Annotated in this window: 16 protein-coding genes; 13 read left to right on the forward strand and 3 right to left on the reverse strand. The window is 45.7% G+C overall.

The window, feature by feature from the left end:
- Positions 1–22: 22 nt before the first annotated feature.
- Both MYF79_RS06215 and MYF79_RS06220 read left to right on the forward strand, forming a co-directional pair.
- Positions 23–670 carry a hypothetical protein gene (locus MYF79_RS06215; RefSeq protein ID WP_247813052.1) on the forward strand — a complete coding sequence of 216 codons (648 nt, stop codon included), beginning with the start codon at positions 23–25 and terminating at the stop codon, positions 668–670.
- A gap of 180 nt (positions 671–850) precedes the next feature.
- Complete coding sequence (locus MYF79_RS06220; protein ID WP_247813053.1) at positions 851–1,702, forward strand: class I SAM-dependent methyltransferase; 852 nt, start codon at positions 851–853, stop codon at positions 1,700–1,702.
- Positions 1,703–1,768: 66 nt separating this feature from the next.
- Here MYF79_RS06220 and pdxA read toward each other — a convergent pair whose 3' ends face one another.
- The gene (gene pdxA / locus MYF79_RS06225) at positions 1,769–2,842 is read right to left on the reverse strand and encodes a 4-hydroxythreonine-4-phosphate dehydrogenase PdxA (protein ID WP_247813054.1); all 1,074 of its coding nucleotides are present in this window, start codon (positions 2,840–2,842) and stop codon (positions 1,769–1,771) included.
- Between the two features lie 112 nt (positions 2,843–2,954).
- Between pdxA and rsmA the strand changes: the two genes are divergently transcribed.
- The 4 genes from rsmA (at position 2,955) to MYF79_RS06245 (ending at position 5,764) form a co-directional block, all read left to right on the forward strand.
- Positions 2,955–3,704: a 16S rRNA (adenine(1518)-N(6)/adenine(1519)-N(6))-dimethyltransferase RsmA gene (gene rsmA, locus MYF79_RS06230; protein ID WP_247813055.1), complete on the forward strand. Its 750-nt coding sequence runs from the start codon at positions 2,955–2,957 to the stop codon at positions 3,702–3,704.
- Positions 3,701–4,630 carry an NAD(P)-dependent oxidoreductase gene (locus tag MYF79_RS06235; protein ID WP_247813056.1) on the forward strand — a complete coding sequence of 310 codons (930 nt, stop codon included), beginning with the start codon at positions 3,701–3,703 and terminating at the stop codon, positions 4,628–4,630. Before rsmA ends, MYF79_RS06235 begins: the two co-directional genes overlap by 4 nt.
- Before the next feature lie 175 nt (positions 4,631–4,805).
- Positions 4,806–5,279 carry a transcription elongation factor GreA gene (greA, locus tag MYF79_RS06240; protein ID WP_199654847.1) on the forward strand — a complete coding sequence of 158 codons (474 nt, stop codon included), beginning with the start codon at positions 4,806–4,808 and terminating at the stop codon, positions 5,277–5,279.
- Between the two features lie 89 nt (positions 5,280–5,368).
- The gene (locus MYF79_RS06245; protein ID WP_199654848.1) at positions 5,369–5,764 is read left to right on the forward strand and encodes an HIT family protein; all 396 of its coding nucleotides are present in this window, start codon (positions 5,369–5,371) and stop codon (positions 5,762–5,764) included.
- Here MYF79_RS06245 and MYF79_RS06250 read toward each other — a convergent pair.
- Positions 5,742–6,446: a response regulator transcription factor gene (locus MYF79_RS06250; RefSeq protein WP_199654849.1), complete on the reverse strand. Its 705-nt coding sequence runs from the start codon at positions 6,444–6,446 to the stop codon at positions 5,742–5,744. The genes MYF79_RS06245 and MYF79_RS06250 overlap by 23 nt on opposite strands.
- Before the next feature lie 157 nt (positions 6,447–6,603).
- Positions 6,604–7,164 carry a crossover junction endodeoxyribonuclease RuvC gene (gene ruvC, locus MYF79_RS06255; protein WP_247813057.1) on the reverse strand — a complete coding sequence of 187 codons (561 nt, stop codon included), beginning with the start codon at positions 7,162–7,164 and terminating at the stop codon, positions 6,604–6,606.
- Between the two features lie 76 nt (positions 7,165–7,240).
- Between ruvC and MYF79_RS06260 the strand changes: the two genes are divergently transcribed.
- The 7 genes from MYF79_RS06260 (at position 7,241) to MYF79_RS06290 (ending at position 13,556) form a co-directional block, all read left to right on the forward strand.
- Positions 7,241–8,188 carry a lysylphosphatidylglycerol synthase domain-containing protein gene (locus MYF79_RS06260; protein ID WP_247813058.1) on the forward strand — a complete coding sequence of 316 codons (948 nt, stop codon included), beginning with the start codon at positions 7,241–7,243 and terminating at the stop codon, positions 8,186–8,188.
- A gap of 9 nt (positions 8,189–8,197) precedes the next feature.
- Positions 8,198–8,986: a DUF3108 domain-containing protein gene (locus MYF79_RS06265; RefSeq protein WP_247813059.1), complete on the forward strand. Its 789-nt coding sequence runs from the start codon at positions 8,198–8,200 to the stop codon at positions 8,984–8,986.
- A gap of 121 nt (positions 8,987–9,107) precedes the next feature.
- Positions 9,108–9,809 carry a response regulator transcription factor gene (locus MYF79_RS06270; RefSeq protein WP_199654853.1) on the forward strand — a complete coding sequence of 234 codons (702 nt, stop codon included), beginning with the start codon at positions 9,108–9,110 and terminating at the stop codon, positions 9,807–9,809.
- A 101-nt stretch (positions 9,810–9,910) separates the two neighbouring features.
- Positions 9,911–10,615: a response regulator transcription factor gene (locus tag MYF79_RS06275; RefSeq protein WP_247813060.1), complete on the forward strand. Its 705-nt coding sequence runs from the start codon at positions 9,911–9,913 to the stop codon at positions 10,613–10,615.
- Positions 10,612–11,985, forward strand: a complete 1,374-nt coding sequence (locus MYF79_RS06280) for an ATP-binding protein (protein WP_247813061.1) — start codon at positions 10,612–10,614, stop codon at positions 11,983–11,985. Before MYF79_RS06275 ends, MYF79_RS06280 begins: the two co-directional genes overlap by 4 nt.
- 159 nt (positions 11,986–12,144) lie before the next feature.
- Positions 12,145–12,624 (forward strand): hypothetical protein, encoded by a 480-nt coding sequence (locus tag MYF79_RS06285; RefSeq protein WP_247813062.1) that lies wholly within the window; start codon positions 12,145–12,147, stop codon positions 12,622–12,624.
- Between the two features lie 20 nt (positions 12,625–12,644).
- Positions 12,645–13,556, forward strand: a complete 912-nt coding sequence (locus MYF79_RS06290; protein WP_247813063.1) for a bestrophin family protein — start codon at positions 12,645–12,647, stop codon at positions 13,554–13,556.
- Positions 13,557–13,736: the final 180 nt, after the last annotated feature.

Below are 13,736 nucleotides of genomic sequence, written 5' to 3' on the forward strand. Positions count from 1 at the left end.
TTAACACTTAAACACTTTTACAATGAAGCGTATTTTGTTTTCCATTTGTCTGTTCGTTGGACTTGCATCAGCATCTATGGCGCAGAGCGCCCAGTACGAGGGTGTTATGGCAAAAAATGTTGCCATGCTGGATGACTCCACGAATTTTAACCCTGACAGATTACTCGAGATCGGTAACACTTTTGAGCGTATCGGTGCAGCAGAAAAAACACAGTGGTTGCCCTTTTATTATGCCAGTTATTGCTATGTAATGAGCGCATTCATGCAACGTGATAATGATAAAGTAGACGACCTGGCAGATAAGGCAGCAGTAAATATTGAGCAGGCGGAAGCAATCAGTCCTAAGAATGACGAGATAAACTGCATCAAGTCATTGATAGCGTCTTCCCGTATTCGTGTAGATCCAGCCAACAGAGGTATGAAATATGGCATGGAATCAGTCGAATTATTGACACAGGCTAACCAGATCAACCAGGAGAATCCGAGAGTGTATATGCTGCAGGGACAATCTCTGTTCTATACACCGGAACAATTCGGTGGCAGTAAGACTGAAGCCAAAAAGAAATTCGAGATAGCGCTGCAAAAGTTCAGCACATTTAAGCCAGCCAGCAGTATAGCGCCTCATTGGGGAGAAGCATATACAAAAGGGCTGTTAGCGCAGATAAAATAACAGACCGGAAATCAGGCATCCCGAGCCAGGAATTTAACGCGGATTATCTTCCCGTTAATTCCTGGCTTTTCTCTGTCCATTCAGCTCACCTGCAATACGGTATCAGTTATTCGGGGTATCTTTAATGAGACGCGTTAACAAATTAACCCTGTCATCTGTTAACCTTGAAAAGTAAATTCCATGAAAACTGGTGGTGTGAACAAGCTGAGCGTGGCCTCCACTTCTGCACTGGTACTGACCTATGTCAAAAGTTTGTACGAAGAAGGACTGGGAAGAGAATATCTTGCCCATATTGATTTCAGCCAGGTAAAGAACCTGGCAGATGAATTGAGCCGTATTACTCCTTTATTCCGCGAAGCATTATTACTGAGAAAAAGAATGATCAGGTACCTGATCAAACAACTGATGGCGCAGCATCCCCGTCAGCAGGTGTGTATCCTCGCGGCTGGCCTGGATCCTCTTGCCCTGCAGCTGACAGAATATTTCCCTGAGCAGCAGCTTGCAGGTATTTACGAGGTGGACAGCGCCAATATGCGGGAAAAGCAGGAGATATATGCAGCTATTGCTTTCCACGATGAAAGATTACATACGTTGCAGGCCGACATTAATAATACCCACCAGCTGATGAATACATTGATTGATGCGGGATATGATCCGCAACAGCCGGCATTGATCATATTTGAGGGTATCATACATTATATCTCTGAAGAGCAGTTCCTGAGCATTATGCGGAACTTCTGCTCAAGAACGAAAACAAATGCAGTAATTATGGATTATATGGTCCATGCGGAAGGCTTGCCCCTCGGCTCCACCTCAAAGGCAGAAGAAATGCTGGATACTATGGAGAGTTATATAGGCAGCCGTTTGCAGCAGTTCAGCCGCAAAAAGATACAGAACCTGTTATCACTGCTGGACGCCGATCAGCTGGATATATATGATATGCAGGCTGCTGAAAATGTGCTGAATGGCCAGAACAAGATCTACCGTGGAGAGCGGAAGGGTTTACTGGAGATTATTTCCTTTCATATCTAAATCTGATTGTAAAAAGAAAGGGAGTGCTGTGTGAACGGCACTCCCTTTCTTTTTACAATTTATAACTTAAGCTAACTTTTCTGAAACCAGTTCTATTTTCTTCAGAGGATTGCTGGTATTCTCTGCATATGTTTCTCTTTTTTCCAGGATGTCCAGGCAGGTAAAGATGGCCTGGCGGAAAGAGTCGGCATCTGCCAGGTTCTTACCGGCAATGTCAAATGCGGTACCATGATCCGGAGAGGTGCGTACAATAGGGAGACCGGCTGTATAGTTGATGCCGCTGCCGGTAGCCAGCGATTTGAACGGGATCAGGCCCTGATCGTGGTACATGGCCAGCACACCGTCGAACTGGCTGTGCATATCACGGGCGAAAAATGCATCGGCACTGTAAGGGCCAAAAGCGAGAATGCCTGTATTTTTCGCCTGCTGGATAGCGGGGACGATCTCTTTGATCTCTTCCTGTCCTATCAGGCCATCGTCTCCGGCATGAGGGTTCAGGCCCAGCACAGCAATCCGGGGTTTATCAATCCCAAAGTCCCTGATCAGGCTATCCCTCATCATCTGGAGCTTGGCAAGGATATTTTCCTTTGTCACGTATTTCGAAATATCTGCCACCGGCACATGTTCGGTGAGCAGGCCCACCCGCATGTTTTCTGCTGTCATGAACATGAGCACGTCTTTCGCTTCGAAAGCATCCCGCAGGTAGGGAGTATGGCCGGTATAATTGAATTGCTCGCTCTGGATATTCTTTTTGTGGATAGGAGCGGTGATCAGGCCCTGGATATGGCCTTCTTTCAGGCACTCAATGGCCGCTGCCAATGAACGGGCTGCATATTTACCACCTACTTCATTCAGAACGCCGGGGGTGATCTGTACTTCTTCCTCCCAGCAGTTGAAAACATTCACCTGTTTGTGGTTCAGACGGGTGAAGTCTTTCAGGCTCTGGTAATTGAAGTTGTTTTCATTCATCAGCTTCCTGTAGAAGTTGATGGTTTTATTGGAAGCAAATATCACCGGCGTACAAAACTCCAGCATTCTGTTGTCTGCAAAGGTCTTGATGATGATCTCAGCGCCGATGCTGTTGATATCGCCGACAGTAATGCCGATTACCGGTTTATTTGTGTGGGTGTTGCTACTCATGTGTATTGAGAATAATAGGCAAATATAAGAATAATAGCCGGGAAGCTGTACAGGCAGTTCCCCGGTATCTTGCAGCATTGCGCCAAGTTTTCCGTAATTTTGCGGGCTAATCATGTATACACTCAAAAAATCGCTGGGGCAGCATTTCCTGAAAGATGAGAACATCTGCAGGAAGATTGTGGACTCCTTACCTGTAATTCCTGGTCAGCAGATAGTAGAAGTAGGTCCGGGCGCGGGCGCTATTACCAAATATCTGCTGGAAATACCTGATGTTCACTTCAAGGCAGTGGAACTGGATGCTGAAAAGGTGCAATACCTGGAAAAGACCTACCCTGCCATACAGGGAAAGATCATACATGAAAGCATCCTGGATACGCCTGTGCCTTACGAAGGTCAGTTCACGGTGATCGGTAATTTCCCCTATAATATCTCTTCCCAGATCATGTTCCGCATCCTGGAATGGAAGCAGCAGGTGCCAACGGTAGTGGGTATGTTTCAGAAAGAAGTGGCACAGCGTATTGCGGCTACGAAAGGGAAGGAATATGGGATATTGAGTGTACTGATCCAGGCTTACTACAGGGTGGAATACCTGTTTGAGGTGCATGAGAACTGTTTTAATCCGCCTCCCAAGGTGAAGTCGGCAGTGATCAGGTTGCACCGGCTGGAGCAACCATATGATATCGCCAGCGACCGGAAATTCTTCGTACTGGTAAAAACAGCTTTTGGCCAGCGTCGGAAGCAGTTACGCAATCCGTTAAAGCCGCTGTTTGACAAGGAATATCTTCAGGACAGCATTTTTAATAAAAGGGCAGAAGAGCTGAGTATAGCAGATTTTGCAGCATTATCCCATAAGATGATATGAGCAGGAAAGTATTGATCACCGCGAAGGTGCACGATTATTTAATCAACAAACTGGAAGAAAAAGGATATGAAGTAAGCTACCGTCCATCCATCACATACGATGAGGTGGTGGCAGCCATCCCTGAATTCATGGGAATGATCGTCACTACCAGGATAAAGGTAGATAAAGGGCTGATAGACCGCGCTGGTCAGCTGCAGTGGATCGGCAGGCTGGGAAGTGGTATGGAGCTGATTGATGTGCCTTATGCAGAGAGTAAGGGCATTCACTGTGCCAGCAGTCCTGAGGGGAATTGTGATGCCGTGGGAGAACAGGCATTGGGCATGTTACTAAGCCTCATGAATAATATTCAGAAAAGTAACCTGGAGCTCCGGCAGGGTATCTGGGAACGGGATGGTAACCGGGGCTTTGAGCTGAACGGGCTGACGGTAGGTATCATTGGCTTTGGTAATACAGGTGGCGCCTTTGCCCGCAAGCTCAGAGGCTTTGACGTGGAGATCCTGGCGTATGATAAATATAAGACGGGTTTCAGTGACAACTATGTGCAGGAAGCAACAATGGACCAGCTGTTTGAAAAAGCAGATGTGGTAAGTGTACATCTGCCGCTCACAGCAGAAACGCACCACCTGGTCAATACCGCCTTCCTGCAGTCTTTTAAGAAACCGGTATGGTTCATTAACGCCGCCAGGGGAAAGATCGTTAATACGGATGATATGTTGAATGCTCTTGAAGCGGAAACAATAAGAGGAGCCTGTCTCGACGTGCTGGAAAATGAAAAATTATCTACTTACAGCCCGGCGGAAAAAGAGCGCTTCGAAAAGCTCCTACATATGCCAAATGTGATCATTACCCCGCATATAGCAGGTTATTCCCATGAGGCCAGCGTAAAGATGGCCAGGATCGTACTGGAGAAATTGCATGTGATCTAGGTGATTTTACATTTCAGCCTCTTCTATTATAAATACCGTAAATATGACAATATTTGTTAGGGGTATTTAAACAAGGTGATGTAAAAAATATTATATTTGCGGTATACCAATTTTACAACGCTTCTGTGCAAACGGGGGCGTTGATTTTTTTTCTTTATTCTAAAACAATAACGTTATGTCTGGTATAAACTACGTTACCAAAGAGACCCTGGACCAGATGCGGGAAGAGCTCAACTACCTCAAGACCAAAGGTCGCGCGGAGATTGCCAGAGCTATTGCAGAAGCGCGGGAAAAAGGTGACCTCAAAGAAAATGCTGAGTATGATGCCGCCAAAGAGGCGCAGGGAATGCATGAAGCAAGACTTGCCTCGCTGGAAAGTGCGATTGCAACGGCAAGAGTGGTGGAAGCTGATTCCATTGATACCTCCAAAGTCTCCATATTATGTAAGGTAACTATTACAAATATGGCTAATAAGAAGACGGTTACCTACCAGTTGGTTTCTGAAAAGGAAGCTGATCTGAAACTGAACAAGATCTCAGTGACCTCTCCTATCGGAAAAGGCCTGTTAGGCAAGACTGTAGGTGACATTGCAGACGTGCAGGCGCCAAACGGTAGTTTGAAATTTAAGATTGAGAATATTACAGTATAAACGTATAAGATCATTATATGAAAAGCCCGCCTTTGTTCGACAGGGGCGGGCTTTTTTTTATACCTTTATGTGCATTAAAAATGAGGACCATGACTGTTTTTACAAAGATCATCAAAGGTGAGATCCCCAGTTACAAAATAGCCGAAAACGATAGCTTTTATGCCTTCCTGGATATTTTCCCCTTGGTCAAAGGCCATACCCTTATCGTACCTAAAGTAGAAATAGATAAGTTTTTTGATGTAACCGACGATCTGCTGGGAGAGTGGTTATTGTTTGCAAAACCTATTGCAGAGTCCTTAGAGCGTCATTTCCCCTGCAATCGTGTAGGTGTAAGCGTTGTCGGTCTGGAAGTACCACATGCACATATGCATCTGATACCGATCAATACGGCTGACGACATGAACTTTTCACGCCCCAAGCTAAAGTTGTCGGAGGAAGAATTTAAAGCAATACAGCAGAAGATTACAGCTGACCTGGGACGTTGAAGCGGAAACCTACTCCATGAAGGGTTTCCAGTTTGATGGAGGGGTCTGAGCGGAAATGTTTTCTGAGTTTGGTAATGAATACGTCCATGCTGCGGCCAAGGAAGTAGTCATCTTTGCCCCATACATGAAATAATATTTCCTCCCTTTTCAGTGTCTTATTGGCATTATCGCAGAGATATTTCAGAAGGTCGGCTTCCTTTTGGGTAAGTGTACTGGAAACGTCTCCGTTCTTTTCACGGAGTATGAGGTCATTGTAGTCAAAGGTCAGTTTGCCTATATTGTATTGCGTACGCTTTTCCGCTGCGCTGTTTGCAGTTTTACTCCTTTTCAGGAATACTTCAATGCGCAGCAGGAGTTCCTGCATACTAAAAGGCTTGGTAATATAGTCGTCGGCGCCGGTTTTGAAACCTTTGATCTTATCCTCATCCAGCGCTTTCGAGGTCAGAAAGAGTATGGGAATGAAGTCATTTTTTCTACGGATCTGCTCTGCCAGTGTAAAGCCATCTTTTTTCGGCATAACAACATCCAGTAAACATATGTCAAAGGTCCGCGACTGGAACTGTTCCCAGGCCATTTGTCCGTCTGTGCTATGTACCACATCGTAGCCCGCTTCTTCTAATCGTTTCTTTGTTACCGCACCAACATTTTGATCATCTTCCACCAATAGGATTCTTGCTTTCATAGCTTGTGATGCTGATTATAAATACCATAGTTCATGGTGTAAAGCCCCAATTACCGTCTGGGAGCGTTTATGAAGATTTTAATTCAAAGTAAATACAATTTATCAACTTCTGGAAAAACGTCCGCCTTAAACCTGGAATTATCTGTCATAACAATGATTATTCTGCTATTCTTTCGGGGTTCTGTTTGAGGAACTGTTCCCAGCCCTTGGCTTTGCGTGTATCCGGTAAAACACTTGACTCCTGGAAGAAATGGCACACCGCAACGGCGAGAGCATCAGACGCATCCAGGAATTCAGGTCGCTCCTTGAAATGTAGTATTCTTTGTAACATCTGCCAAATCTGCTCTTTATCTGCATTACCATTACCCGTAATGGATTGTTTAACTTTTTTGGGAGAGTACTCGGTCACAGGCACTCCTGCCTGCATTGCAGTGGCAATAGCTACGCCTTGAGCACGGCCCAGCTTTAACATACTTTGCACATTCTTACCAAAGAAGGGAGCTTCAATTGCACAGGAAACCGGTTTGTGCACACGTATCAGTTCATTTACACGGGCGTGTATCAGTTGTAGCCTTTCGTAGTGGTCTTTATGACGGGACAGCTTCAGCACATCCATTTCCAGCAGGCTGGCCTTAGATCCTTCCACCAGTATCAGTCCGTAACCCATCACAAGCGTACCGGGGTCGATGCCCAGAATTATTTTTGACTTGTTTGCCAACCACAGTTTATTTTTGCCAAAATCTTGATGTCTGAACAAAAATACCAAAATAATTCTCAATTATCTGCTGGGAGCAGTGCTTTTTACCTGGTTAGCCTATTCCATCTATACACAATTGCTGCATCACCCCAACCTGAAGGCATCTTTGTGGCAAATGATGACCACCCTGGAAACCAGGGGGGCTATGGGTTTGCTGGCAGTGGTGGCGGGGATGTTCCTCAATTGGGGCCTGGAAGCCCGCAAGTGGCAGTTGCTGGTCAAGCCGTTACAACATATATCTTTCCTCCGGGCGTTCAGTGCGGTGCTCTCAGGCGTGTCCTTTTCCATTAATACCCCTAACCGTATCGGTGAGTACGGAGGAAGAGTGTTATACCTCAGGAATAACAGGAGTAAGCTTAAAGCCATTGCTGCCACCATGGTGGGCAGTTTCAGCCAGCTTATCGTCACTATTATCTTTGGGTTAACTGGCCTGTGCTATTATATCAACAAATTCCCGCTGGTAAAGGGAAATGGCTATTTCGCTCCCCATTTCTGGGAGAAAATACTGTTAGGATTGTTAATAGTTATTTGTGCCTTGGTCATATTGTTATATTTTCGGTTACAGATCATCCTGGCGATATTTGAAAAGATCCCATTGTTGAGAAAAGCCCGGATATTTGTCCAGATCATTGTTCGTTACTCAGCCGGCGACCTTGAGCATCTACTGCTGCTTTCCGCCATCAGATACATTGTCTTCTCGGCACAGTATTTGATTTTGCTTGACACATTGGGCGTGGAGATGCTTTGGTGGCAAGGTTTTTTGATGAATGCTGTTGTTTATCTTGTAATGGCCCTGGTACCTACTATCGCTATTGCGGAACTTGGACTCAGAGGAAAGGTCAGCCTGTACTTTATGGGATTACTGAGTACCAATAGTCCCGGAATTATCGCAGCCACTGTATGCATCTGGTTTATCAACCTGGTTCTGCCAGCTATCCTGGGAAGTGTGTTGTTGCTGGGAATAAAGATTTTTAAGGAAAAATAGCTTTCATCAATGAGGTGTCTTCTACTGATTATCATTAGTCTGGCCGCTATCCGTCCCGCAATTGCACAGAACGAATTCTGCGGAATTACCAATACCAGTTTTAAAGCCGGGGAAAGCATAACGCTCAAAGTTTATTATAACCTCGGCAAACTCTTTATAGGCGCCGGCGAAGCCGTATTTAACTGCCAGCTGGAAAAACTCAACGGGAGAGACGTCTACCATGTAACAGGGGAAGGTAAAACATTCCGTACCTATGACTGGTTCTTTAAAGTAAGGGACAAGTACGAAAGTTATATAGACACCGCCACGCTGCTGCCCCAACACTTCGTCAGGAACGTAGATGAAGGCGGTTATAAGATATACAACAACGTTACCTTCGACCACGTGCATAATACCGCTGTCAGCGAGAAAACTACCATTAAAACCCCCGCCTGCGTGCAGGATGTCATCAGCGCTATCTATTATGCAAGGAACATCAATTTCGATAAATACAAACCCGGCGACAAAATTCCCTTTGACATGTACCTGGATGATAAGATCTACAATATCTATATCCGTTATATAGGCAAAGAGACCATTGAAACCAAGTTTGGCAAGTTCCGCGCTATCAGGTTCGCACCACTGCTCATCCAGGGAACGATGTTCGAAGGAGGTGAAAAAATGACCGTATGGGTAAGTGACGACGCCAACAAAGTGCCCCTGCGTATCGATAGCCCTATCTCCGTAGGCAGCGTAAAGGTGGATATGGTGGCCTATAAGAACCTGCGTTATAACTTTACATCCCTGATCAGTAAATAGCCCCGGAAGGGACGCCCCTTATACCCTTTTTACCTAATTTTAACTTTCTGTATGCAAGGGCCTGGCATTGGCGCACTGTAATAATACCTATATTTGTTTGCACATTAATACTTTATTGAATATGGAAGAACGTAAACCAAAAATATTGCTGGCGGAAGATGATACCAACCTGGGAATGGTGTTGAAGAATTATCTTGAACTGAATGACTATGACGTAGAGTTGTGCCGCGATGGTATACTTGCGCTGGCAGCCTTCAGACGCGAGAAATTTGATATCTGCCTGCTGGACATCATGATGCCCAATATGGATGGTTTTAAGCTGGCAGAGGAGATCCGTGACGTGGATCCCGACATTCCGCTGTTCTTCCTCTCTGCCAAAACAATGAAGGAAGATGTGATCCATGGTTATAAACTGGGCGCTGACGACTATATAGCAAAACCTTTCGACAGCGAACTGCTGCTGCTGAAAATAAAGGCTATCCTGAAGCGTAACCAGGAGCTCAACAGTAAAGAAGAAGAGCAGCATGAATTCAGGATCGGGCGTTATGCATTCAATGCCCGCCTGCGTACCCTGACAAGAGACGGTGACTCCCATACATTGTCTCCTAAAGAAAACGAACTGCTGCGCATGCTGTGCGAGCACAAGAATGACCTGCTGCCGAGAGAACTGGCCCTGAAAAAGATCTGGGGTAGTGATACCTATTTCAATGGACGTAGTATGGATGTATACATCGCCAAACTCCGCAAATACCTGAAGGAAGATCCGGATATCGAGATTGTCAATATTCACGGCAACGGCTTCCGCCTGGTGGTAAAGGACTGATTATATTAAGACAGTTATTGGGATAGCTCCCGGCGAAGAAACCTGAGCGTTTCAGCTTCCGCCTGGAGCTTTCTGTTTGTAGGAAATCATATCAGAGATGTATGAAACTTTTACTTATTGAAGATGAACCATCAGTGGTGTCGTTCATACGCCGTTATCTTTCAGAAGCGGGGTACGATGTAAGCGTAGCACTGGATGGCCAGTCTGGGCTGCAAATGGCCACGGAGCATAGTTTTCAGCTGATCATCCTGGATGTGATGCTGCCCGGTATGAATGGAATGGCGGTTTGCAAGGCATTGCGCAAACAGAACGATACAACACCCATTCTCATGCTCACTGCCCTTGGCTCAACGGAGAATGTGGTGGCCGGCCTGGACAGCGGTGCAGACGACTATCTTGTCAAACCTTTCAAACAGGCCGAATTACTGGCGCGCATACGCTCACTGCTGCGCCGTAATCCTGATAACGCCGCCAATACAACAACCAATAATCATCATAATGCCAATGTGCTGAAGGTTGCCGATCTTGAACTGGACCTGAATACCAAAAGCGCCAGCCGTTATGGCGAAAACATTGTGCTTACAGCTACTGAATACAGGCTGCTGGAATATATGATGAGAAACCCCCGCCGCGTGCTCTCCAGGATGGAAATACTGGAAAACGTATGGGGTATTGATTTTAATATGAACACCAAAGTAGTGGACGTTTATGTCAACTATCTGCGGAAGAAGGTAAACCGTAAAGAACAACCTGCCCTGATCCAGACTGTAGTAGGAATGGGTTATATGCTGAAAGAAGAAGAATGACCATACGTAACAAAATATTAGGTTTATTCATCGCCCTCACCATCTCCATTATCCTGATGATGGCGGCTTTCGCCTATTTCCTTGTTAGTCGTCAGTCTTTCGACGACTTCTATAAACGGCTGGAGATCCGCGCATATATTGCCGCCAGGGCCAGGTTTACACAAGACAAAGACAATAGCGCTGCTTATGCCGAGATCCGGAACGAGCACCTGGAGCGCCTGCCTCACGAAAAAGAATATTTCCTGAGAATAGATACAACCGGTAGCCCTGCTCCTGATCCGGGCCTTAAGCCCCTGCGCCAGAGCTTCTATGAAAAGGTAAAGGCCCAGGGAAAGGCTACTTACCGCCACAGGGATATTTTTTACCAGGGAGTATTGTTTGAGAACGAAGCGGGGAAATATGTTGTAATAGTTTCTGCCAATAATGAATACGGTCAGCACTTTATGACCGAACTGAGAAGAACCCTCATTATCTGCATGGCCATTGCTGCAGTAGTGATCGTTACTGCCGGGCTTTTCTTTTCCCGCTATATCCTGCAGCCCGTCCGCCAGATCACTTCCCGGGTAAAAGATATCCGGGCACATAACCTGCACCTGCGGCTGGATACACCAACCAGTAAAGATGAAATGACAGAACTGGCTCAGACCTTCAACAATATGCTGGACCGCCTGGAGACAGCCTTCGAAACACAGAACAACTTCGTAAGTAATGCCTCCCACGAGCTGGGCACTCCGCTCACGGCTATTATCGGGGAGGCAGAACTGGCGCTGAACAGGCAACGCAATGAAGAGCATTACCGGCAATCACTATCAGTGATACTGAAAGAGGCCGAAAGACTTGAACATATCACCAAAAGTTTGTTGAGCCTTGCCCAGACAGGCTTTGACGGAAAACGGCAACAGCTGGAGAAAATACGTACAGATGAACTGATCTTTACAGTAAAAGAAACAATAGATCGTATCAACCCCGACAACAAGGTGGCCATTGACTATACCATGCTGCCTGAAGAGGAAGATAAGCTCGTCATATTAGGGAATGCGCAACTATTGCAACTGGCGTTAAGTAATATTGTACAGAATGCCTGTAAATACTCAGACAACCGCCCGGCATCTGTGGCCCTGGCTGCTACAGACAAGAACATTATCATTATTATCAAAGACAATGGTATAGGTATCCCTGCCCAGGATATGCCTTTTATTTACGATCCTTTTTACCGTGCTTCCAACACCGGCGGATATAAAGGCTATGGTATAGGCCTGCCGCTGGCACGCAATATTATACGCCTGCATGGAGGAAATATCATCGTCAATAGTAAAGAGAACCAGGGAACGGAGATCAGGATTGTATTGCCGACATATATTCGTTCATAATAATGTTTCATTCTTACCGTTTTCTTACCTGTTTTTGACCTCATTCTTACACCAACGGTGTTTTCTTACTGCATTTTTACCCTTTTTTTAAGTTGCTTTTATGCGGAGCTTACCTGTTCCTAACCCCGGGCTGGTAGTTTTGTGTTAAAAGAATTACCCATGAAGCATGTATTGATTCCTACAGATTTTTCTATCCGGTCTCTTCGCGTAGTGCACGGTGTGGTTGAGCGCTTTGGTGGTGAACCACTTAATATTGTCCTGATGCACGCAGTAGAAATGCCAGGTTCTATCATGGATCTGATGATGCTGTCAAGAAGGTCATCACACTATGATCTCATTACTGCCGACTATAAAGATGCCTGCGAGATCATAAAAAATAAATACGCCTCCGTTATTCAATCGTTGAAAACTGAATTTCTGGTAGGTAATGGTAAAGGTCTGTTCAGAAACTTCCTCTTATATCATAACATAGACGTGATAGCCTGTGCCGCAAAGGATGAATTCCGCAAAGCAGGCCCTCACAGCTACAATCCGGCAGAATTGATCAGGAAGTGCAAATACCCGGTACATCATATAGCGCTGACGCCAAGGAAGGAGAAATACCTGGTGTCTGCCATGTCTGAATTGTTTGAAGTATAGAACCATTAAACCGTTACAAGATGTTATTGAAGAAGAATATCCCGTTCAAATATGTTTTCGGGAAAATAAAGTATGAGGTTTTGCTCGTAGCGGTATATACGCTGGTGGTGGTATTACTGCACGACAGGTTTAATCTGAAGCACATGGCTATTCCATTGTCTGTGCCGATGATCATGGGGACTGTTATTTCGCTGTTGCTGGCATTCCGTTCCAATCAGGCGTATGACCGCTGGTGGGAGGCAAGAACAGTGTGGGGCGCTATTGTAAATGATTCGCGTACGTTTTCAAGGCAGGTGCTTTCATTCATAGATCATGCTTACGATGGAGAAGAGGTAGGGCATTTCAGGGAACGTATGGTACGCAGGCAGATCGCCTGGTGTTATGCGCTCGGCCAGTCCCTGCGTGGACTGGATGGCAGGGAAGGGCTTGACAGGCACATCCCCAAGCGGGAGATATCGCATGTATGCAGGTATACCAATATACCCATGGCGTTGCTGGAATTGCATGCCCGCGATCTTAATTATGCATTGAAACAGGGATGGATCAATGAATACCAGCAGGTACAGCTGGACCAGACCCTTAGCCGTTTGTGCGATGCAATGGGTAAGTGCGAGCGTATCAAGAATACCGTCTTCCCCGCTACTTATAGTCTTTACATCCATTTCGCCCTGAACTTTTTCATCCTGCTGTTGCCATTTGCCCTGATAGAATATTTCGGGTTTGTGGAAGTGCCTATGGTAGTAGCGATTGCCGCTTCTTTCCTGCTGATAGAAAAAATGGCGATCCACCTGCAGGATCCGTTCGACAATAAGCCTACTGATACGCCGATGACGGCAATATCGAGGAATATTGAGCGTGACCTGAAACAGATGCTGAACGATCATCACTTACCTGAAACTGTTAACGCAGAATACAAATTCTATGTGATGTAATAACTGTTTTAAAACCTACACTTACTTTACTCTGTTGGAGAAGGGATAACGTTCCGGTGCATACGAACAATAGCACGATCAGGGATTAACGGAAGGATTACTACAGCGCCGGACGTCATTCCAACATGGATATAGAGTGTTATATGGAGGAAACAAGTAAGGGAGCTTTCGCTCCCTTTT

Origin of the sequence: Chitinophaga filiformis, from assembly GCF_023100805.1 — a bacterium.
GTDB classification, from domain to species: domain Bacteria; phylum Bacteroidota; class Bacteroidia; order Chitinophagales; family Chitinophagaceae; genus Chitinophaga; species Chitinophaga filiformis_B.